The 20,642-nt window shown below is 63.5% G+C and carries 20 protein-coding genes; 16 read left to right on the top strand and 4 right to left on the bottom strand.

All coding sequences use genetic code 11. The annotated features are described in order from the left end of the window. Window positions 1–203 precede the first annotated feature (203 nt). A complete protein-coding gene (locus KU887_RS22395; RefSeq protein WP_249214370.1) occupies window positions 204–617 on the bottom strand; it encodes a hypothetical protein in 414 nt (137 codons plus the stop codon). Here KU887_RS22395 and KU887_RS22390 point away from each other — a divergent pair. Genes KU887_RS22390 through KU887_RS22380 form a run of 3 tightly spaced genes read left to right on the top strand, consistent with a single transcriptional unit; the run spans window position 502 to window position 5,316 of the window. Beyond that, a complete protein-coding gene (locus KU887_RS22390; protein WP_230205442.1) occupies window positions 502–1,935 on the top strand; it encodes a TolC family protein in 1,434 nt (477 codons plus the stop codon). The two genes, KU887_RS22395 and KU887_RS22390, sit on opposite strands and share 116 nt — an antisense overlap. Further along, window positions 1,928–4,147 carry a type I secretion system permease/ATPase gene (locus KU887_RS22385; protein ID WP_258258168.1) on the top strand — a complete coding sequence of 740 codons (2,220 nt, stop codon included), beginning with the start codon at window positions 1,928–1,930 and terminating at the stop codon, window positions 4,145–4,147. The genes KU887_RS22390 and KU887_RS22385 overlap by 8 nt, the downstream gene beginning before the upstream one ends. After that, window positions 4,144–5,316 carry an HlyD family efflux transporter periplasmic adaptor subunit gene (locus KU887_RS22380; RefSeq protein WP_258258167.1) on the top strand — a complete coding sequence of 391 codons (1,173 nt, stop codon included), beginning with the start codon at window positions 4,144–4,146 and terminating at the stop codon, window positions 5,314–5,316. The genes KU887_RS22385 and KU887_RS22380 overlap by 4 nt, the downstream gene beginning before the upstream one ends. A gap of 18 nt (window positions 5,317–5,334) precedes the next feature. Here the strand turns inward: KU887_RS22380 and KU887_RS22375 are convergent, their stop codons facing one another. The 3 genes from KU887_RS22375 to KU887_RS22365 all read right to left on the bottom strand — a co-directional run bounded on the left by KU887_RS22375 (window position 5,335) and on the right by KU887_RS22365 (window position 7,415). Continuing rightward, window positions 5,335–5,895, bottom strand: a complete 561-nt coding sequence (locus tag KU887_RS22375; RefSeq protein ID WP_258258166.1) for a DUF488 family protein — start codon at window positions 5,893–5,895, stop codon at window positions 5,335–5,337. Next, complete coding sequence (locus KU887_RS22370) at window positions 5,892–6,119, bottom strand: DUF2945 domain-containing protein (protein WP_124634094.1); 228 nt, start codon at window positions 6,117–6,119, stop codon at window positions 5,892–5,894. The genes KU887_RS22375 and KU887_RS22370 overlap by 4 nt, the downstream gene beginning before the upstream one ends. 387 nt (window positions 6,120–6,506) lie before the next feature. Further along, a complete protein-coding gene (locus KU887_RS22365; protein WP_006490331.1) occupies window positions 6,507–7,415 on the bottom strand; it encodes a LysR family transcriptional regulator in 909 nt (302 codons plus the stop codon). Between the two features lie 86 nt (window positions 7,416–7,501). On the opposite strand from KU887_RS22365, the gene KU887_RS22360 reads away from it, so the two are divergent. From KU887_RS22360 to mhpD, 13 genes are all read left to right on the top strand, one after another. Beyond that, on the top strand, window positions 7,502–9,124 hold the full coding sequence (locus tag KU887_RS22360; protein WP_006490266.1) for an ATP-dependent acyl-CoA ligase: 1,623 nt from the start codon (window positions 7,502–7,504) through the stop codon (window positions 9,122–9,124). A gap of 109 nt (window positions 9,125–9,233) precedes the next feature. Further along, window positions 9,234–10,589 (top strand): MFS transporter, encoded by a 1,356-nt coding sequence (locus KU887_RS22355; RefSeq protein ID WP_006490302.1) that lies wholly within the window; start codon window positions 9,234–9,236, stop codon window positions 10,587–10,589. A 24-nt stretch (window positions 10,590–10,613) separates the two neighbouring features. Continuing rightward, window positions 10,614–11,780 carry a thiolase family protein gene (locus KU887_RS22350; RefSeq protein ID WP_006490253.1) on the top strand — a complete coding sequence of 389 codons (1,167 nt, stop codon included), beginning with the start codon at window positions 10,614–10,616 and terminating at the stop codon, window positions 11,778–11,780. Further along, complete coding sequence (locus tag KU887_RS22345) at window positions 11,777–12,082, top strand: zinc ribbon domain-containing protein (RefSeq protein ID WP_006493869.1); 306 nt, start codon at window positions 11,777–11,779, stop codon at window positions 12,080–12,082. Before KU887_RS22350 ends, KU887_RS22345 begins: the two co-directional genes overlap by 4 nt. 117 nt (window positions 12,083–12,199) lie before the next feature. Continuing rightward, entirely contained in the window at window positions 12,200–13,690 is a 1,491-nt protein-coding gene (locus KU887_RS22340) for a 2-hydroxymuconic semialdehyde dehydrogenase (RefSeq protein ID WP_006490292.1), read from the top strand. Then, window positions 13,687–14,112 (top strand): RidA family protein, encoded by a 426-nt coding sequence (locus tag KU887_RS22335; RefSeq protein WP_006490306.1) that lies wholly within the window; start codon window positions 13,687–13,689, stop codon window positions 14,110–14,112. The genes KU887_RS22340 and KU887_RS22335 overlap by 4 nt, the downstream gene beginning before the upstream one ends. A gap of 48 nt (window positions 14,113–14,160) precedes the next feature. Further along, complete coding sequence (locus tag KU887_RS22330) at window positions 14,161–14,694, top strand: 3-hydroxyanthranilate 3,4-dioxygenase (RefSeq protein ID WP_006490322.1); 534 nt, start codon at window positions 14,161–14,163, stop codon at window positions 14,692–14,694. A gap of 25 nt (window positions 14,695–14,719) precedes the next feature. Beyond that, window positions 14,720–15,754, top strand: a complete 1,035-nt coding sequence (locus KU887_RS22325) for an amidohydrolase family protein (RefSeq protein WP_006490340.1) — start codon at window positions 14,720–14,722, stop codon at window positions 15,752–15,754. Then, on the top strand, window positions 15,744–16,457 hold the full coding sequence (locus KU887_RS22320) for an SDR family NAD(P)-dependent oxidoreductase (RefSeq protein WP_006490321.1): 714 nt from the start codon (window positions 15,744–15,746) through the stop codon (window positions 16,455–16,457). The genes KU887_RS22325 and KU887_RS22320 overlap by 11 nt, the downstream gene beginning before the upstream one ends. Window positions 16,458–16,508: 51 nt before the next feature. Then, window positions 16,509–17,747, top strand: coding sequence for a dienelactone hydrolase family protein (locus tag KU887_RS22315; protein ID WP_006490332.1), 1,239 nt, complete (start codon window positions 16,509–16,511; stop codon window positions 17,745–17,747). Window positions 17,748–17,892: 145 nt separating this feature from the next. After that, window positions 17,893–18,984, top strand: a complete 1,092-nt coding sequence (locus KU887_RS22310; RefSeq protein WP_006498889.1) for a porin — start codon at window positions 17,893–17,895, stop codon at window positions 18,982–18,984. Between the two features lie 62 nt (window positions 18,985–19,046). Continuing rightward, complete coding sequence (gene trpC / locus KU887_RS22305) at window positions 19,047–19,832, top strand: indole-3-glycerol phosphate synthase TrpC (RefSeq protein WP_258258159.1); 786 nt, start codon at window positions 19,047–19,049, stop codon at window positions 19,830–19,832. A 30-nt stretch (window positions 19,833–19,862) separates the two neighbouring features. After that, window positions 19,863–20,642 (top strand): 2-keto-4-pentenoate hydratase, encoded by a 780-nt coding sequence (gene mhpD, locus KU887_RS22300; RefSeq protein WP_006490369.1) that lies wholly within the window; start codon window positions 19,863–19,865, stop codon window positions 20,640–20,642.

Here is a 20,642-nt window from a genome sequence, read left to right as displayed (position 1 = left end):
CCCGGGGAGGCCGGCCTGCCTCCCCGACACGGCAGGCCCGTTCGCATCGCGACGCGGGCTCGCCCGACGCATATCCGTTCCCGCGTCATGCGCGGGGCCAGCTTTGCCGGACGGCTCGCCGCCGGCGTCCCGATGATGCTCAAGACAACCGCTTGCTCGAGATTCACAGTGCGTCGCGCCGCTCGCGCGGCGCGTGCCGTTTTTCATCCAGGCCATGTGTTGTTCGCGATCGCGCTGTTCGATACCGCCTCGGTGGCGTTCGCGTCATCGTCGTCGCCGCTGCCGAGCGGCCGACTGACCGATTCGTTCGAGACCGCGGTCCGCGTGCCGGCTCCTGCGACCCAGGCTGCCGCGGCATCTCCCGCGCGTTCGTTGCCGCCGGGGTCTCCCCGGGTTGCCGCTCCGGCGATGCACACCGCGATGGCGCCGTCGTTCGTGCCGTTGCCGGCCGGCATGCCCGCCGCCGCCGCTGCCGCCCCGCGCCGGCACCTGGCGCCGCCATTGCCGCCTGCGGACCCGGCACGGCGCATCGTCCTCGCGAACCTGTCCCGCGCGATGGCGCCGGGCGACCTGCCATCACCGGTGCCGTTGCCGCACGACGGGGTGACGACGATCACGCCGGATCTGCCGGACGCATTCGACACGCCCGCCGCCGCGCACGCAGCGGATCCCGAGGTTGCAGAGGATTCCGCCGGCGCATCGGGCGAAACGCTGCGCATCGCGCTCGATCGCCTGACGCTGCGCGACGCGGTCGGCGTCGCGATCGCGCGCCATCCGGACATCGGTCGCGCGCATGCGGAAGTGGCGCAAAGCCTGTCGGAGGTCGAGGTCGCGAAAGCGGCCTGGTACCCGAAGATCGACTATGGCGTGCGCCCCGGCTATGGCGGCAGTTTCGGCAGCAACGGCAACCGCACCGGCACGCGCGCCTCGATCGGCGTGTCGCAGTTGCTGTACGACTTCGGCCGTACGTCGGGCCGGATTTCCGCGGCGGACTCGACGCGCAGCCAGAAGCAGTACCAGTTGGCCGACACGATCGAGACGGTTGCGTATCAGACGGCGTCGACGTTCATCGAACTGGCCGCGAGCCAGGACGTCGTCGCCGCCGCGCGGCGCCAGGTCGCCGCGCTGAGCGACACGCGCACGAAGATTCTCGATCGCGTGCGGGCCGGACTGTCGGTTTCGTCGGACCGCAATCTGGTCGAACTGGCGATCCTGCATGCACAGGCGGAAGTGCTGAAGGCCAACACGCGCTTCGACGTCGCCGCCGCGAAGCTCACCGAACTGATCGGCGCCCGCCCGCGGCGCGTGGCGCCCCTCGGCGGCACGGTCGATTTCGTCGGCGATCTCGGCCACGCCGGCGGCGACATCGAACGCACGCCGTCGGTGCTTGCCGCGGCGGCGGCCGTCGATGCGGCCGATGCGCGCGTGCGGGTCGCGCAGGCGGAACGCTTTCCGTCGATCGGTATCGGCGCGAGCCGTTCGATATCGAGCGGCCGCCCGAACGCGACCAACGACACATGGATCGGTTTCGCGGTGAGCGGCAACTACTCGCTCGGCGGCCTGGCGAAACACCAGATCGCGGCCGCCGAAGCCGAACTGCGCGCGAACCGCGAAAGCCTCGAGAACCGGCGGCTCGTCACGCGCAGCGCGCTCAAGTCGGCGGAAATCGAAGCGTCCGGCGCGGCCGCGCGCCTGAACAGCTACGAGAAAGTGACCGCGCTGTCGCGCGCGTCGCGCGACCTGTACTGGCAGGAATACATCCTGAACAAGCGTACGTTGACCGACGTCGTGAATCCGGAGCGCGACATCTTCGAATCGGAAGTCGAGGCGATCAACGCACTGGCCGACGGCGCGATCGCGCGCATCAAGGCATACGTGGCAGTCGGCAAATTCGTCGAATTGCTGCGCGAACACGAGGGGAGTCGTCATGAATGATGCGTTTCGCGCCGGGCGCGATGCCGGCGCCGATATCGCGCGCTGGACCGACCCGCTGATTTTCGCGGCACGGCATCTCGGTCTCGCCGTTTCGCCCGAGCAGGTCCGTGGCGCGGCGTCGTGGGCGAGCGTCGCGGAGCCGGACGCCGCCGTCATCGAAGTCGCCGCGTCCGCGGGCCTGGCCGCGCAGTTCGTCGCGTTGCCGCCGGCACGGCTCACGCCGGCGATGCTGCCGGCGCTCGCCGTGTTCGACGATGCGCATGTCGGCGTGATCGTATCGGTCGCGGCGGGGCGTGCGGTCGTCCAGTTCGTCTTCGACGGCAAGCCGGTCGAACGCGCGATCGATCTGGGCGCGCCGGCGCCGGCGTGGCCGGCCCGGATGTTGATCGTCCACGAGCGGGTCGCGCGGCGTGATGAACGCGTCGACGGCTACCTGTCCGCCAAACCCGACACCTGGCTGCACGATCTGTTCTCGGCGCAATGGAAGGTATTGCTCGATCTCGGTGCCGGCTCGCTGTTCGGCAATCTGCTCGCGATCGCGACGTCGCTGTTCGCGATGCAGGTGTGGGATCGTGTGGTCCCGGCGCGGGCGACGCACACGCTGTGGGTGCTGGCTTCAGGCGTCGTGCTCGCGCTCGCGCTGGAACTGCTGCTGCGTACCGCCCGCGTATCGATCGCCGATCATTTCGGCAAGCAGGCGGACCTCAAGCTGTCCGCGATGTTCTTCGCGCGCGTGCTCGATATTCGCAACGACGCGCGGCCGCGCTCGCCGGGCACGCTGGTCGCCCAGCTTCGCGACCTCGAACAGCTGCGCGAGCTGCTGACGTCGAGCACGATGGGCGTGCTGATCGACATCCCGTTCGTCATCACGTTCCTGTTCATCATCTGGCTGCTCGGCGGGCCGCTCGCGTTCGTGCCGCTCGCGGCGATCCCGCTGCTGATCCTGCCGGGCGTGCTCGCGCAAATCCCGCTGGCGAAGCTGTCGAACCAGGGGCTCGAGGAATCGGCGCTGCGCAACGCGATCCTGATGGAGGCCATCTATCGCGCGGAGGACATCAAGGCGTTGCAGGCGGAGCCGCGATTCCGGCAGCTGTGGGCGCGGACGAATCGCGTGAATGCCGATATCGGCTTGCAACAACGCCGGCTGGCCGGTCTGCTGGTCAATCTCGCGCAGACGGTGCAGCAGCTTGCGTACGCCGGCGTACTGGTCGCCGGCGTGTACGGCATCCTGGACGCGAGCCTGTCGTTCGGCGCCGTGCTGGCCTGTTCCATCCTGACGAGCCGCACGATCGCCCCGCTGGGCCAGATTCCCGCCGTGCTGTCGCGCATCCAGAACGTACGCGCGGGCAAGAAGGGGCTCGACAACCTGCTCGCGCTGCCGGTCGATCATGATCCGGCGGTCGATGCGTATCACAAGCCGGCGCTCGTCGGCCGATATCGCTTCGAGCAGGTCGGATACAGCTTCGATCCGCAGGCAAAGCCGGTGCTCGGTATTCCGAATCTGTCGATCGAGCCGGGCGAGCGGATCGCGATTCTCGGCCGGGTCGGTGCGGGCAAATCGACGCTGCTGCGGCTGCTCGGCGGACTCGCGACGCCGGTGCAGGGGCGCATCCTGTTCAACGACACGCCACTGCCGCTGATCGACGTCGCTGACGTCCGTCGCGACGTCGGGATGCTGCTGCAGGAATCGAGTCTCTTCTACGGCACGCTGCGAGAGAACCTGCTGATCGCGAATCCGCTCGCTACCGACGATGCGATGCTCGCGGCGATGAAGGTCGCCTGCGCGGACCAGTTGCTGTTGCGGCAGCCGCACGGCCTCGACCTGAAACTGCGCGAAAGCGGCCTCGGCCTGTCCGGCGGCCAGAAGCAGGCGCTGATGCTGGCCCGCGTGATTCTGCGCGCGCCGAACGTGTTGCTGCTCGACGAGCCGACCGCGTCGCTCGACGAGGCGACCGAGCGCGCGATCGTCGAGCGCCTGCGGCAGTGGCTCGGCCATCGCACGTTGATCGTCGCGACGCATCGTTATCCGGTGCTCTCGATCGTCGATCGCATCATCGTGCTCGATGGCGGGCGCGTGGTGCGTGACGGTCCGAAAGACGAGGTGCTGGCAGCGTTGCGCGGTGCCGGCACGCCGGAGCCGGCGGCGGCTTCGCGCGCGCCGGCTGGCGAGTCGAGCCCGTTGCCGGCGCAGATGGCGGGAGAGGCACGATGAGCGATTTTCCGTGGTCGGCGCATCGCGCACGCGAAGCGGCACCCGCCCGGCGGATGCTGTGGCTGATCGTTGCTGCGCTGGCGATCTTCCTCGTGTGGTCCGCGTTCGCGAACCTCGACGAAGTCGCGGTCGGCGAAGCCAAGGTCACGCCGGCATCGAAAGGGCAGGTCATCCAGAGTCTCGAAGGCGGCATCCTGCTGGAACTGGCGGTGCGCGAAGGCGATGTCGTCGACGCGGGCCAGCGGCTCGCGACGCTCGATCCGGTGCTCGCGCGCTCGTCGATGGAGGAAACGCTGGAACGGATCACCGCATTGCAGGGGCGTGCCGCGCGGCTGTATGCGGAGATGAACGACCTGCCCGGCATCGAATTCCCGGCGGAACTGGCGAACGAGAAGGCCGTGACCGGGCGTGAGCGTCAGCTGTTCGTCGCAAACCGGCGCGCGTTTCGCGAGAACGTCGCCAACCTGCGCGAACAGTTGCGGCTCGCCGAGGACGAGCTCCGGATTGCGTTGCCGCTGTTGAAAACCGGCGCGACCAACGAGGTCGAGGTGCTCCGGTTGCGTCAGAAGGCCGCCGAATTCTCGACGAAGCTCGCAGCGGCGCAGAGCGAATACTACGTCGCGCTGAAAGCCGACTATTCGAAGACGATGGCCGATCTCGAACCGCTGCTCAAGGTTCGCGAAGGGCGTGCCGATCAATTGCGGCGGACCGTGATTCGCGCGCCGGCGCGCGGCATCGTGAAGGACATCCGGGTGTCGACGCTCGGCGGGGTGATTCCGCCGGGCGGCATGCTGATGGAGATCGTGCCGCTCGACGACCAGTTGTTGATCGAGGCGCGCCTCAGCCCGCGCGACATCGCATTCATTCATCCGGGGCAGGAGGCGAGCGTGAAGATCACGGCGTTCGAGTCGTCGATCTACGGGTCGCTGCCGGCGAAGGTCGAGCGGATTTCGCCCGACACGATCGAAGACCAGGTCGACCGGCGCGTGTATTACTACCGTGTCTACGTGCTCACGCAGCACGCGTATCTGGAAACCCGCGACGGCAAGCGGCATCCGATCCTGCCGGGCATGGTCGCCACCGCGGAGATCCGCACCGGGCGCCGCACCGTGTTCGACTACCTGGTCAAGCCGCTGAACCGCGCAGCCGAGGCGTTGCGCGAACGCTAACGCGCCGGCGCGGCACGATCATGGGTGCGACGCCGAGTCGCTGCGTTCGGCATCCGGATACACGATCGTGCCGTCGTCCCGGATCACGGCACCGGCCGTGAGCCGCGCGGGCTCCACGCGGTTGCGGCCCATGATGTGCAGCACCGTTTCGCCGCGCGCGATCAGGTAGTCGGACACGATGCGCCGGTGGCAGCGCCACCACACGGCTTCCGAACACATGATCGCGCAGCGCTGCTCGTGCCCGTGCGCGACCAGCCGGTCGAGGCCCGCATGAAACGCCGGCGACAGCGCATAGTCCGCGTAGCGGTGAAAGCTGCGGTTGGTCCAGAAACCGTTGACGTCGTCGGGTACGCCGCGCGACTTGCCGCGCAGGCCGCCGAGCTCGGCGATGTGTTCGTACGCGATGTCGGCGGCGGCGAGCGCGTCCGGCAGCGTCGCTTCGTTGAATTGCGGATTGGTGCGCGAACGCGTCATCTTGCGGATGTCCGCGAGCAGCGTGATCTCGACCGCATCGAGCAGGTCGACGAATGCGTCGAGCGTGCGGTTCGAATGGCCGATCGTGTAGAACGGGAGCGTCATACGTCGTCCTTGCCGGCGATGCGTTCGAGCACGCGGCCGCGATGCGCGGCGATGTGGTCGGTCCGGTCGCTCTTGATCTCGTACTGCGGATCGTCGGGCGACGCGCGATGGCGATGCCCCTTGTAGTCGAAGTCGGCGGTATGGATCGCGATGATCGTGCCGGTCACGTAGCCGGCCTCGGAATTCCAGCGGACGTGGTCGCCCAGCCTGAATGGGGTGGTCATGCCGGGTGTGCCTCCTCGTGTCGATACGCGGTGGGTCGGCCCGCGGCCTTGGCGGTGCGCGCCGGCGGCCGCGAGACAGAACATCGATGAATTCAGGACAAACTGGATGCGTGAACGAGAGTAGCGCGATTTCCGCCACCCGGGCGAATGTGCTTGAGCGGAAGCCGGCGTGTCTTGTGTAACGCCATATATCCGACGAGGCGCCGGCAAAAAGTTCACATCCGTTGTCCGTACGGTGGTAGCCGGGTTCGGAACAGCAATGTGTGGGAGGAATCGGGGTGATATCCCGGGACGAAATGACTCGATCAGCGCCTGGCCCAGCTGGCTATCGCGGCAATGACGCGGGTGGTCGACCCGGCTGAAGCGACGAACAATTTCGATGCGGAGTCAACCGCGATGCAGTGTCTCGATGACGAGCTCGCGGAGCCAACAGATTCCTTCGTCATTGTCGAAGTTGCGATGCCAATGAACGGTGGATTCAATGTCGGGAATTTCCGCCGGTATCGGATAGATCGAGAACTGGCCCGTTTCATTGAACATGAGCGCCGCGCCTTTATGGAGCGTCACCATCCAGTCCGTGCGCTGCAGAATCTGTGGAACAACCGTGAAATGGGGTACGCGTAATGCAATACGCCGGTGCAAACCCTGCGTGCGCAAAATATCGTCGATCGCAAGATGGCTGCTGTCGCTGGTTGTGACGCTCACATGCAGAAATTCCAGAAACTTCTGTCGTGACAACTTCCGGGCCGGTAGCCCGGCGCGTTTTCGCGTCATGCACACGAACTCGTCGCGAAACAACAGCGCGTGGTTTGTGACCGGCATGAGCGACGGAAGGTTGCCGATAGCGAGATCGATCTGCCCAAGTCGCAGTTTCTCCTCGACCTCGCGCAGCGGCACTTGCTCGGCCGCTAGCCGCACCTCCGGTGCAACGCGTTGCAATTTCTCGCAAATGCGCGGCAAGAAAACGTGTTCCCCAATGTCGGACATTGCCAGGCGAAACTCGCGCGTACTCGTCGCAGGGTCGAACTCTTCGCTTTGCCGCAAGGCTTCGCGGATCGACGCGATGGCGTTGCTGAGCGGGACAGCCAATCTTTCCGCGGTCGCCGTGGGCAACATTCCATCCGGCGTGCGAACGAAAAGAGGATCGTCGAACAGCGAGCGCAGACGTCCCAGCGAATAACTGATCGTGGGCTGTGACAAGTGCAGCCGCTGCGCTGCACGCGTGAGGCTGCGCTCTTCGAGAATCACCTGGAACACGCGCAGCAGGTTGAGATCGATGCTATGGAAATTGATCACGTCTATGTACACCCTAAAATTGATCGATTTGACCGATATCTTAGCGGAACCTAGACTGGCCTCACACATAGGAGAGGCCAGTGTTTATGGAACTGACAGATACGATCGTCGAACAGCGTGCAGACGAACCAGCGGTTGTTTCGTCGCGCACGCTGCCGGCCTTGCTGGCAGCGCGCGTTGCCCGAAACGCCGAGGGACCGCTATTTTCGGACGGAACCACGGTATGGAGCGGCGCCGATGCCATCGAGATCGCGGCGCGCCGAGCCGGTACACTGGCCGCGCATGGCATCAAGCGCGGTGATCGCGTCGCATTGCTCTGCGGAAACCGTGCCGAATTCATGGAAGTCGTCCTCGGCTGCGGCTGGCTCGGCGCGGTGGTCGTGCCGATCAACACCGCCTCGCGCGGTCCGCAACTCGAGCATATCCTGCGTAACTCGGGCGCGCGCTTGCTGGTCGCCGAAGCGCATCTTGTAGACGTCGTGCACGCGCTCGACGCGCGAGATCTTCCCCTCGAGCACATCTGGCTGATCGACGAACCGGTGGCGAATTCGCTTGCGCCCCGTTACAGCACGACACCGCTCCCCCCGGCAGCAGAGTCGGTTCCGGCCGCGAACGTCCAAGACGGCGATGCTTTTGCCGTGCTCTATACCTCCGGTACGTCGGGGTTGTCCAAAGGGGTGATCTGTCCGCATGCCCAGTTCTACTGGTGGGGATACAACACGGCGCATGATCTCGGCGTTGTCGCAGGCGACGTTCTGTACACGTGCTTGCCGCTGTTTCATACAAACGCACTCAACAGCTTTTTCCAGGCCATGTTGCACGATGCTCAACTCGTCGTGGGCCGGCGTTTCTCCGCGAGCGGCTTCTTCGACGCGTTGGTGGCCACGCAAGCAACCGTTACGTTCGTTCTCGGTGCGATGGTGCCCATTCTGCTGGGCAGGCCGGCAACTGCGAGCGAGCGTGGACATCGGGTACGCGTCGCGCTCGCGCCGGGCGTGCCGGGACATTTCCAGGAAGAATTCACGGCTCGCTGCGGCATTGCCCTGATCGACGGGTACGGCTCGACGGAAACCAATGCAGTGATCGGCGGCGTCGCGAGCGCTCGACGCCCGGGATATATGGGCCGGCTGGCTCGAGGCTTCGAAGCGCGTGTCGTCGACGAGCACGATCGGCCGGTACCTGACGGCCAGCCGGGCGAACTGATCCTGCGCGCCAACGAGCCGTTTTCCTTTGCGAACGGCTATCTGGGCATGGCGGCCGAAACGGTGAAGGCCTGGCGCAATCTGTGGTTTCACACGGGTGACCGCGTCATACGCGAGGCCGACGGCTATTTCCGTTTCGTCGATCGTCAGAAGGATGCGATCCGCCGCCGCGGCGAGAACATCTCGTCATATGAGGTCGAGCAAGTGCTGTTGAGCCATCCTTCGGTCGAGACGGCAGCGGTGTTTGCCGTGAAGTCGACGCTCGCTGAAGACGAGGTGATGGCAGTCATCGGCCTGCGAGACGGCGAGGCGTTGGAGCCACTCGATCTGATCCGCTACTGCGAACCGCGATTGCCATACTTCGCCGTGCCGCGCTATCTGGACTTCCAGCAAGAACTGCCGAAGACGGAAAACGGAAAGATCCAGAAGTTCAAGTTACGGGAGACCGGCGTGACTGCCACGACGTGGGATCTGGAAATGTCTGGATACCAGCTCAAGCGTCGATGACGCGACGGTCACTATTTTCCGGAAGGCGCGGCGGACAAGTTCGCGACAGGGCGATTCGTCGACGCTTGGCAACTGAGACAGCAGCAATCAGTACATCTCGAATGTACACATGGAGCCTCCCATGGCCAGCATGAGAACGTTTTCTGCCGCGAGCACGCCCCCTCAAGTGGCGCCCGAGCCCGCAGCGGTCTCTGTCGACGAAAGGTCCCTGCGGCGAATCGTGTTCGCGTCCGTCGCGGGGAACGCGCTCGAGTGGTATGACTTTTTCCTGTATAGCACTGCCGCAGCGCTCGTTTTTGGCGAGCTGTTCTTTCCGAAAGGAACCGATCCGCTCGTGGGCACGCTTGTCGCATTCGCGGGCTTCTCCGTCGGGTTCGCCGCTCGTCCGTTGGGTGGCGCGCTGTTTGGGCATATCGGCGACCGCTATGGTCGAAAGAGTGCGCTCGTGTGGACCCTGTCGATCATGGGCGGTGCGACGTTCCTGATCGGCTTCCTGCCGACTTACCCGCAGGTCGGGCTGTGGGCACCGGTGCTGCTGATGGTCCTGCGCATATTGCAAGGCGTCGCGGCTGGCGGGGAATGGGGTGGCGCAGTGCTGATGATCAGCGAGTCTGCGCCGCCTGAACGGCGCGGATTTTACGCGTCCATGAGCCAGATCGGCGTCGGCGGCGGTTTCGTGCTGTCGGCTAGTGTTTTCTTCCTCGTGCAGATGTTGCCGAAGGACGCGTTCATGTCGTGGGGCTGGCGGATTCCGTTCTTGCTGTCGATCGCGATTTTCGGAGTGGGCGTTTATATCCGTTCGAAGTTGCCTGAAAGCGCCGAATTCGCGAAGGCCGAGGCCGAGGGAAGAAGAGCCCGGATGCCGGTACTCGACGTGATCCGCAAGCATCCGAAGGAAGTGCTGATGGCAATGGGGCTGCGCGTGGCGGAAAACGGCGCTTCATACATCGTCATTGCGTTTGCGCTCGTTTATGGGAAATTCATCGGCGTACCGAACCAGATCATGCTCGCTGGCGTGATCGTCTCGATGGCCGTGGAACTGGTCACGCTGATGTTGTGGGGCCGCCTGTCCGACCGGTTGGGCCGCAAGCCCGTGTACATGATCGGCGCTGTCGGCGTCGTGATCATCGCGTTTCCGTTTTTCTGGCTCCTCGATACGAAGGTCCCGGCGCTCATCTGGCTGGCCTTCCTGCTCGGTAATGCCGTGTGTCACGGCGCGATGCTCGGCACGCAACCCGCGTTGATGGGCGAGCTGTTCAGCACGGAAGTGCGTTACTCGGGTATGGCGCTCGGTCACGAGGTCTCGTCGGTCTTCGCAGGCGGCTTGTCACCGATGCTGGCGACGGCGCTGCTTGCGCACTACCACGCAGCCTGGCCGGTGGCATTGCTGATGGCGGCCCTCGGGATGATCACCGTGATCTCGCTGTTGTTCACCCACGAGACGGTTGCCCGTCGCGAGCGTTGATCGTCGCGCTCAAGGAGATCGAATATGACACTCGAGAAATGCGACGAAGTCCTGCTGACAGCCGGGGTGGAAGTACCGTATAGGCGACACGCTCCGTCGGATTCCACTGGCGACCTGCTTGCCCGGGCGTTCGCCGCTGCCCTCGACGAGTCGGGGTTCTCGGCGAAGGACGTCGACGGACTCGGCGTCGCGTCTTTTACGCTGGCTCCGGACCATGCCATCGACCTCGCGTGGCGGCTCGGGCTGAGCCCGCGCTGGAGCATGGACGATTGTCACGGTGGAGCAAGCGCCATCAACATGCTGCAGCACGCGATACGCGCGATTCAGCATGGCGACGCGAACGTGATTGCGCTGGTGTCCGGCGATCGATTCGAGCCGGCTGACTTCAAGCAACTGGTCGATCACTACAACCTGACGACGCGCACCTGGTTACGGCCGCTCGACCTCGGTGGACCGAACGGACTGTTCGCGATGCTCACGCAACGTCACGCGAAGCGTCACGACCTGACCCGCCGCGACTATGGGGCGCTGTGCGTGGCGCAACGGGCGTGGGCGGCGCTGAACCCGAACGCAGTCTATCGAACGCCGCTGACGATCGAAGACTATCTCGAAGCACCGATCATCGCCGATCCGTTGGGACGATTCGATTGCGTCCCCGTTGTGAGCGGCGCCAATGCCGTGATCATCGCGCGCGCCGATCTCGTGCGTCAGGCCAGGAACGTCCGTGTGCGCTCCTTGCAATGCCGCTACAACAGCGATCACCAGACGGGGGATGGCACTCGGACTTCATTGTCCGCGATTGCCGGCGAATTGTGGCGACAGGCAGGTGTCGCGCCCGACGACATCGACATGGTTTCGGTCTACGACGACTATCCCGTGATGGCGATTGCGCAACTGGACGATCTCGGCTTCGCGCCCGACGGCGACTTGCGCGCAATGATCGCGCGCGTCGAATCGCGCGCCCTGCCGGTGAATACATCCGGTGGTCAACTGTCCGCCGGGCAGGCGGGAGCCGCGGGCGGCATGCATGGGCTCGTGGAGGCGTTGACCCAGTTGCGCGGACGTGCGGGGGAGCGGCAGGTGCCGAATGCTCGGCTCGCGGTCGTGAGTGGCTATGGAATGGTCGAGTATCGCTACGGCATGTGTGCGAATGCCGTCGTGCTGGAAGCGGTTGAGCGGGGTGTGCAATGAAACTCGAGGTATTCCAGTGCACGCAGTGCGGTTCGACGGTGTTTCCTGCGCGCTATTTCTGTTTCGAATGCGGCGGCGCCGATTGGCGCGAGCGAGTGGTCGAACACGGCCGCGTCGGCGAATTGACGACCGTGCGCCGGCGCGTCGGCGCGCAAGACGGCGGCGACGTGCTTCTTGCAAGCGTGACGACGGATGCTGGCCCGACCGTCATCGCGCGACTCGAATGCGCGGTGCGGACTGGCGACTGCGTCCGCCTTGCAGTCGACGAACAGAACGGTGTTCTTGCGCTGCCCGTCGCGTGACCCAGGTGGAAATCGGTTCGTTGAACGATGCCGGTGGCGCCGGCGGGAAGGCGTCAGGATCCATGCGCGCTCGGACATGTGCACGGAACGGCAAAATTAATCAAGCAGGAGAAGGGTGTGACAACTCAATTGAATTCGACCTCGCGCGACCGGCAGTTGTTGCGCCATTACATCAACGGTGAGTTTGTGGCGAGCGGCACAACCTTTCCAAACCTCAGTCCGGTCGACGGTCGCAAGCTTGCCGACGTTTGCGAAGCAGATGCGGCGCTCGTGGATAGCGCCGTACAGGCGGCTCACGCGGCGCAGAAGGCCGGCTGGCGCGACACGACGCCCGCGCAACGGGCGGCATGGCTGCATAAGATCGCGGACGGCATCGAGGCCCGCTTCGACGAATTCGTGGCGGCGGAAGTCGCCGATACCGGTCGGCCTGTCGCGCAGGCCCGCACCCTCGACATCGCACGTGGCATTGCCAATTTCCGGACCTTTGCCGACCTTGTCCGCACCGCGAGCGGTGAGTACTTCGAAACGCATGCGGCGGACGGCAGCGAGCTGATCAACTACGTGACGCGCAAGCCGCTCGGCGTGATCGGCATCATATCGCCGTGGAACCTGCCTCTGCTGTTGTTCACGTGGAAGGTGGCGCCGGCGCTGGCAATGGGCAACTGTGTGGTCGCCAAGCCCTCCGAGGAGACACCCAGCTCCGCAACGTTGCTCGCCGAAGTCATGCACGACGTCGGCTTGCCACCCGGCGTCTTCAATCTGATTCATGGGCACGGCCAGAACGCGGCCGGCGAATTCCTGACGCGTCATCCGGATATCAGTGCAATCACGTTCACGGGCGAGTCGCGCACCGGCAGCACGATCATGAAGGCCGTTGCGGACGGCGTGAAAGAGGTTTCGTTCGAGCTGGGCGGCAAGAACGCGGCCGTCGTGTTCGCGGACGCGGACTTCGATGCCGCGGTTGCCGGCGTCCTTCGGTCCAGTTTCACGAACGCCGGCCAGGTCTGCCTGTGCAGTGAGCGGGTGTATGTGGAGCGGCCGATCTTCGAGCGCTTCGTCGCGGCGCTCAAGGAACAGGCGCAAGCATTGCGCGTTGGCGCGCCGGAAGATCCCGCCACGACGATGGGACCGCTCATTTCGCGCGGCCATCGCGACAAGGTGCTGTCGTATTTTCGTCTTGCCGTCGAAGAAGGCGCGACGGTCGTGACCGGTGGTGGCGCCCCGAGCTTCGGCGATGCACGGGACGACGGCGCGTTTGTGATGCCGACGATCTGGACGGGCTTGCCGGATTCCGCCCGATGCGTACGGGAAGAGATTTTCGGACCGGTGTGCCACATCGCGCCGTTCGACGACGAAGCGGAGGTCGTGAAGCGCGTCAACGACAGTGCTTATGGTCTTGCCGCAAGCATCTGGACGACGCAGCTTGCGCGCGGCCATCGCGTCGCGAAGCAGATCGAGACGGGCATCGTGTGGGTCAATGCGTGGTTCGTGCGCGATCTGCGCACACCCTTCGGTGGCACCAAACTGTCAGGACTGGGACGCGAGGGGGGCCGCCATTCGCTCGACTTCTATTCCGAATTGACGAACGTTTGCGTGAGGATTGCATGAATCCGACGACTTCAGCGCGTGTCGTGCCGGGCAAGGCCACGCCGCGTGGGCGCTTCCCGCATATCACGCGAGCCGGCGATTTTCTGTTCGTCTCCGGCACCAGTTCACGACGCCCGGACAACACGATAGATGGCGCGTCAGCCGACGAATTCGGCACTGCCGCGCTCGATATTCGCCGACAGACGCGCGCCGTCATCGAAAACATGCGCGACATACTGAAAAGCGAGGGCGCGGACCTGTCGAATCTCGTCGAAATCTCGGCGTTCCTCGTGAACATGAGCGATTTTGGTGGCTACAACGAAGTGTACGCGGAGTATTTCGACGAGTCGGGGCCCGCACGAACGACTGTCGCCGTTCATCAGTTACCTCATCCGCACCTGCTCATCGAGATGAAGGCAGTTGCATACGTACCCGCGCGCTGAAATGCGAACCGCAGGATCGACATACCGATCACTTTGAGTGAGACGAGCATGCTGAGTTATGGAAAGCCATTCAACTTTCAACGTTGGATCGACGAACACGTGCATCTGTTGAAGCCGCCGGTTGGCAACCAGCAGGTATGGCAAGACAGCGATTTCATCGTCACGGTGGTGGGCGGGCCGAATCGTCGAACCGATTACCACGACGATCCGCTCGAAGAGTTTTTCTATCAACTGCGCGGCAACGCATACCTGAATCTCTGGATCGACGGCAAGCGCGAGCGCGTTGAACTGAAGGAAGGCGATGTGTTCTTGTTGCCGCCGCACGTACGTCACTCGCCGCAGCGGCCGGAGTCGGGTAGCGCATGCCTCGTGATAGAGCGCCAACGTCCGGAAGGCACCGTGGACGGATTCGAGTGGTATTGCGATGCATGCGGAGAGCGCGTTCATCGCGTCGAACTGCAGCTCAAGAGCATCGTCAACGATCTGCCGCCGCTCTTCGATGCCTTTTACGAATCGGAAGAGAAGCGCCGCTGCCCACGCTGCGGCGTCGTCCATCCGGGCAAGCAGGGCCGAACCGATTAACCGAACCTGTCCAAAGCGAACCAACATGACAGTGCGAATCGATATGCATTCCCACTTTTTTCCGCGTATTACGCGGGAAGAAGCAAGAACGCTCGATCCCGAGCATGCGCCGTGGCTCCGGGTCGATCCGGACGGCGCCACCGGGACGATCATGACCGGAGAGCGTGATTTCCGGCCCGTCTATCGTGCGTTGTGGGACCCTGCCACGCGCATTGCCGAAATGGATCGATGCGGCGTGGACATCCAGCTGATGTGCGCGACGCCCGTGATGTTCGGCTACCGGTACGACGCGGTCGCGGCGCATGAATGGGCCACGCGAATGAACGATCGCGCGCTGGAATTTTGCTCGCACGCACCGCAGCGCCTGATGCCGCTGGCTCAAGTGCCGCTGCAGGACGTCGAACTGGCCTGTCGGGAAGCTTCGCGTGCGCGCCGTGCCGGTCATCGTGGCGTGCAGATCGGCAATCACCTGGGCCCGCGCGATCTCGACGACGATCAACTGGTGACGTTTCTTACGCATTGCGCACATGACGACATACCGGTTCTGGTGCATCCGTGGGACATGATGACGGATGGCCGCATGAAAAAGTGGATGTTGCCCTGGCTGGTCGCCATGCCGGCCGAAACACAGTTGAGCATCGTGTCGCTGATTCTCTCGGGCGCGTTCGAGCGCATTCCCAGGACGCTCAAACTTTGCTTCGCCCATGGCGGCGGCAGCTTTGCGTTCCTGTTGGGGCGCGTGCAGAACGCGTGGGAGCAACGAGACATCGTACGCGAGAATTGTCCGAATCCACCCGCTTCGTATGTCGATCGTTTCCATGTCGATAGCGCCGTTTTCAGCGATGGTGCGTTGCAGTTGCTCGTGGAGACGATGGGCGAAGACCGCGTGTTGCTCGGCTCGGACTATCCGTTCCCGCTCGGAGAGAAGGTCGTGGGCGATCTGGTTGCGAATCATCCGCAATTGAGCGACGCGGCGAAGGAGAAAATCCTCGGCGTGAATGCGCAACGCTTTTTCAATCTGGCGCCCGAGCCCGGTTCGGGAGGTCGTCATGCAAATTGAAGGCTGCGTGGCATGTGTGACGGGTGCCGACCGTGGGCTAGGTGCGGGCTTGCTTGAAGCGTTGCTGGAGCGGGGCGCGCGCAAGGTCTATGCGGGCGTCCGGAAAAAGGAATGTCTTTCGGACGTTGGTCCGCGCGTCGTGCCGGTTGAAATAGACATCACGAACGTCGAGCAGGTGGCGAGGGCGGCGTCGCGTGCCAAGGACATCACGCTCCTGATCAACAACGCGGGGCTGAACCGGATGCAACCGGTACTGGAAGCGCATGACCCGGAAGCGGCGCGTGCCGAAATGGAAGTGAACTACTTCGGGACGTTGAACATGATGCGTGCATTTTCACCGGCACTCAAATCGAATGGCGGCGCCATCATCAACGTTCTTTCGATACTCGCGCGCGTCGCGCTGCCGTCCATGGCGTCGTTGAGTGCATCGAAGGCTGCGGCGCTTCGAATGACGGAAGGCGCACGCGCCGAACTCGCGCCGCATCGCGTTCGGGTCATCTCCGTGCTGCCCGGACCGATCGACACGGAAATGAGCCGGAACGTTCCCCCTCCGAAGATTGCGGTCCGAGAAGCAGTCGACGCCGTGCTGGCCGCATTGGAAGGCGGAGCGGACGAGGTCTACATGGGCGCGATGGCACAAGAAATCGCGCAGGGACTCGCCGCGGATCGCCAGGCGCTGCACGCGCGCCTTTTGACGCCTTGAGCGACTCCGAGAATCGCAACGACATTGCATTGAGCAAAGGACGAAGAGATGATGAACGGTGAATACATTGACATTGACGCCGGCAATGGCGAAGCCTTTTCCGCGTACCTCGCGCGGCCCCGACAAGGTTCCGGCCCCGGCTTGGTCCTGTTGCAGGAAATCTTCGGCATCAACGACTACATGAAGGAAACGGCCGATCGGTTTGCCGAGGAAGGGTATGTCGTGCTGGTGCCCGATCTGTTCTGGCGCATGAAGCATGGTGTCGACCTCGGCTACACCGGCGAGGACTTCGCCACGGCGCTGCGATATAACGACGAGTTCGATGTCGACAGGGCAATCACCGACATCGCATCGACGATCAAGACCCTCCGCTCGCTCGAGCAGCACGCCGGAAAGGTCGGCGCCGTCGGCTATTGCCTGGGCGGCAAACTCGCGATGCTGGCGGCCGCTCGCACGGACATCGACTGCGCCGTGAGTTACTACGGTGTGGGGCTCGATGCATATCTGGAAGAGGTGCCGTCGATTCGATGCCCGATGGTTTTTCATTTCGCCGGTGAAGACGCGCTGTGCCCCGAGGCAACACGCGAGCCGATCCAGTCGGCGCTTTCCGCGCTGCCTGCGGTCGAGCAATACGTGTATCCCGGGTGCGATCACGCTTTCGCGACCCCGAAACGCGAGCATTTCGACAAGCCGGCGGCGATGATGGCTTATTCGCGTACCATCGCGCTGTTGCGTAAAGTGCTCGGACCCGTCTATGACCTGAACGCGCTGTGGGAGCTGCACTGCTATCACGAATTCGATTCGCGCGACGTCGATTCGATCTTGCCGACCATGGTTCCCGCGCCATACGTCAACCATGTGCCGACCATGACGGGAGGCGTTGGCTACGACGATCTCAAACGGTTCTACAAGTATCACTTCGTTCACGCCAATCCGAAGGACACGCATTTCATTCCGATCTCGCGCACCATCGGCGCGGACCGTATCGTCGATGAATTCATTTTCTGTGCCACCCACGACCGCGAGATCGACTGGATGCTGCCCGGACTCGCGCCGACCGGCAAGTACATCGAGATTCCGATGCTGGCAGTCATCTGCTTCCGTGGCGACAAGCTGTACAACGAGCACATTTACTGGGACCAGGCTTCGGTGCTCGTCCAGATCGGTGTTCTGGATCCCACGGGACTGCCGGTTGCCGGCATCCGTACCGCGAAGAAATTGATAGACGAGACATTGCCGAGCAACGAGCTGATGACGAAGTGGGCGTCGAGCGAAGGCAAGCCGATCTGAGGTTCCGTAGACAGCGGGGCGCGTAATCGCGGGCGCAGCAGGATCCGCTGGTCGAGCCTGGTTTTAGAAGGAAAATCGCGCCGCGTGGCGGCGCATCAACCACACGGGTTCCATCATGAAACTAAAGTCAGGACTACTGGCGGTTATGGCGGTTGCGTCAACCTCGGCATCGGCGCAAAGCTCGGTGACCCTATACGGAATCATCTCGAACGGGCTCGGTTATGTCAGCAATCAGGGCGGGCACAGCAACTGGACAATGATTAGCGGAGCCAATCAGAACAATCGCCTGGGATTCAGATTGACCGAAGATCTGGGCGGCGGTCTGTCCGCTATCGGAGTCCTGGAGAACGGCTTCGATAGCAACAGCGGCAAACTGGGGCAAGGCGGCCGGATGTTCGGGCGGCAGGCGTTTGTCGGGCTGTCGAGTCCGACGTACGGGAAAATTACTTTCGGTCGACAGTACGACGTGCTGTGGGATTACCTGGATCGTATCGAACCACAGGCCATGGGTCCAGGCCTTGGCGTCAGTGTCGGCAGCAACGACAATATCGAAGGCAACTTCCGCTACAGCAACGCCGTCAAGTATACGAGCCCGGTCTGGGGCGGCTTCGGATTCGAATCCCTGTACGCGTTCAGCAACAAGGCCGGCAGCTTCCAGCAGAACCGTGCGTTCAGCGCAGGCGTCAATTTCGACCAGCATACGCAACGATATGCGCTGGTCTACGTCGAAATCGACCATCCGGGCACGGGCAATCCAAATGGCGCGGTGAGCGACGACTACGCAGGTGCTCCGTTCCAGCTGTTCCATACCAGCCCGCTCAGTTCGTCGGTGGGCGTACGGAAACAGCGCGTGATTGCCGGGGGGGCCGAGTACGAGTCCGAAAAACTCAGCCTCGGCGCCATCGTTTCCGACGTGCGCTACAACTATCTCGATAGCACGAGCCTGCATCTGGACAACCTTAGCGTCGTCGGCGTGTACAAGCTGACGCCAGCCTTGTTCGCCTCGGCTGCCTACCTGTACACGCACGGCAGCTACGGTGGCGTCGTCTCGAATCCGCACTGGAACCAGGGACAAGTGAGCGTCGACTATTTCCTTTCGAAGCGAACGGACGTCTATGCGTACGTCAACTACATCCGTGCCTCCGGATCCAACGCCCCCGCCGTGTTGTTCCTCTCTTCAAAATCGAGCACGAATGCGCAAACGGCCGTGGTGGTAGGGGTGCGTCACAAGTTTTGAGTCGGGATCAGGCTGATTGAGCGCTGGGCCATAACGGTCCCGGCAATGATTTGGACAACAGGATGAATACGATTCTCGACCGGATTGTCGATCGCAAGACTCGTGAAGTCCGGCTGGCAGCCGAGTGCATGCCGCAAGCCGAGCTTCGCGAGATCGCGGCGACTGTCGACTCAAGGGATTTTATCGCCGCGCTTCGCAACAAGGCCAGGCAAGGCTTGACCGGCGTCATCGCCGAGGTGAAGAAGGCGAGCCCGTCCGAGGGGATTTTGCGGCCGGACTTCGACCCTGCGGCTATCGCGGCATCGTACGAGGAAGCCGGCGCCGCCTGCCTCTCCGTGCTCACCGATCAGGTGTTCTTCCACGGAAGTGCATCGGATCTTCGCGCTGCGCGCGATGCGTCAAGCGTGCCGGTGCTTCGCAAGGATTTCATCGTGGACGCCTATCAGGTTTGGGAGGCGCGTGCGATGGGGGCCGATTGCATCTTGCTCATAGCGGCGGTCCTCGATGGCGGCGCGATGCGGGAACTCGAATGCCTCGCGTCCGAACTGGGCATGGCAGTGATCGTAGAGATTCACGGCGCTCATGAGCTCGACGCGGCACTCACGTTGAAGACCCCGCTGATCGGCGTGAACAACCGCGATCTTGCGACTTTCGCAACGAATATCGAAACAACCGTCGCGATGCGCCGGCTCATCCCCGGCGACAGGATGGTCATTTCGGAGTCTGGAATTCGGAATGCGGACGATGCACGAAGGCTTCGTTCAGCAGGCGTGGAGCATTTCCTCGTCGGCGAAGCGCTGCTTCGCGCCGAGAGCCCGGGTGCCGCGCTCAAGCAGATCTTCTATTAGGCACTGACAGCTGAGAGGTCCATGAAAGCCATGCGAATTCAAGAGGCGGCGGCCGCGCTGCGTGACGCGGCAAAGACACGCAAATACATCGCGCCGTTGCGCGAGACATACGAGCAACTGAGCATCGCCGACGCGTATGCGATTCAGCGGATCAACACGGACCAGCATCTGGCGGATGGTCGGCGCCTCGTTGGTTGCAAGATCGGCCTGACCTCCGTGGCGGTGCAGAAGCAGCTCGGGGTCGATCAGCCGGACTTCGGCATGTTGTTTGATCACATGGGCTACGGCGACGGCGAACCCATTCCGGCTGAAATCCTTACCCAGCCGAAAATCGAAGCCGAAATCGCATTCGTCATCGGTCGCGATATCGTGGTAAGCGATCCAGGCCACGTGGATGTGCTCGGTGCCATCGAGTACGCGCTGCCGGCACTTGAAATTGTCGGCAGCCGCATCGCCGACTGGGATATTCGCATCGCCGACACGATCGCCGATAACGCATCGTCGTGCGCGTACGTGCTGGGCTCCCGTCCGCGCCAGCTGTCGGGTATCGACCTGCGTCTTTGCGGCATGGCGATGGAGCGGTGCGGGGAACTCGTATCGGTGGGCGCGGGAGCCGCATGTCTGGGCAACCCGCTCAACGCTGTCGTATGGCTCGCGCGAACGATGCATGCGCTCGGCACGCCGCTCAAGGCCGGCGACCTGGTCTTGTCCGGCGCCTTGGGTCCGATGGTTGCCGTCAGCCCCGGCGACGTATTCGAGACGCGCATCAACGGGCTCGGCTCCGTCCGTGCGGTTTTTGACCACGATTGA

Source organism: Burkholderia sp. EMB26, from assembly GCF_024730645.1.
Taxonomy (GTDB): domain Bacteria; phylum Pseudomonadota; class Gammaproteobacteria; order Burkholderiales; family Burkholderiaceae; genus Burkholderia; species Burkholderia cenocepacia.
This window is presented reverse-complemented; position numbering and strand designations above follow the sequence as displayed.

Coding starts and splice junctions, on each gene's coding strand:
- KU887_RS22355 (WP_006490302.1), top strand. CDS start 9,234: ATGGAGCCTCCCATGGCCAGCATGAGAACGTTTTCTGCCGCGAGCACG.
- KU887_RS22320 (WP_006490321.1), top strand. CDS start 15,744: ATGCAAATTGAAGGCTGCGTGGCATGTGTGACGGGTGCCGACCGTGGG.
- KU887_RS22315 (WP_006490332.1), top strand. CDS start 16,509: ATGAACGGTGAATACATTGACATTGACGCCGGCAATGGCGAAGCCTTT.
- KU887_RS22380 (WP_258258167.1), top strand. CDS start 4,144: ATGAGCGATTTTCCGTGGTCGGCGCATCGCGCACGCGAAGCGGCACCC.
- KU887_RS22325 (WP_006490340.1), top strand. CDS start 14,720: ATGACAGTGCGAATCGATATGCATTCCCACTTTTTTCCGCGTATTACG.
- trpC (WP_258258159.1), top strand. CDS start 19,047: ATGAATACGATTCTCGACCGGATTGTCGATCGCAAGACTCGTGAAGTC.
- KU887_RS22330 (WP_006490322.1), top strand. CDS start 14,161: ATGCTGAGTTATGGAAAGCCATTCAACTTTCAACGTTGGATCGACGAA.
- KU887_RS22335 (WP_006490306.1), top strand. CDS start 13,687: ATGAATCCGACGACTTCAGCGCGTGTCGTGCCGGGCAAGGCCACGCCG.
- mhpD (WP_006490369.1), top strand. CDS start 19,863: ATGCGAATTCAAGAGGCGGCGGCCGCGCTGCGTGACGCGGCAAAGACA.
- KU887_RS22370 (WP_124634094.1), bottom strand. CDS start 6,119: ATGACCACCCCATTCAGGCTGGGCGACCACGTCCGCTGGAATTCCGAG.
- KU887_RS22310 (WP_006498889.1), top strand. CDS start 17,893: ATGGCGGTTGCGTCAACCTCGGCATCGGCGCAAAGCTCGGTGACCCTA.
- KU887_RS22385 (WP_258258168.1), top strand. CDS start 1,928: ATGAATGATGCGTTTCGCGCCGGGCGCGATGCCGGCGCCGATATCGCG.
- KU887_RS22345 (WP_006493869.1), top strand. CDS start 11,777: ATGAAACTCGAGGTATTCCAGTGCACGCAGTGCGGTTCGACGGTGTTT.
- KU887_RS22360 (WP_006490266.1), top strand. CDS start 7,502: ATGGAACTGACAGATACGATCGTCGAACAGCGTGCAGACGAACCAGCG.
- KU887_RS22350 (WP_006490253.1), top strand. CDS start 10,614: ATGACACTCGAGAAATGCGACGAAGTCCTGCTGACAGCCGGGGTGGAA.
- KU887_RS22375 (WP_258258166.1), bottom strand. CDS start 5,895: ATGACGCTCCCGTTCTACACGATCGGCCATTCGAACCGCACGCTCGAC.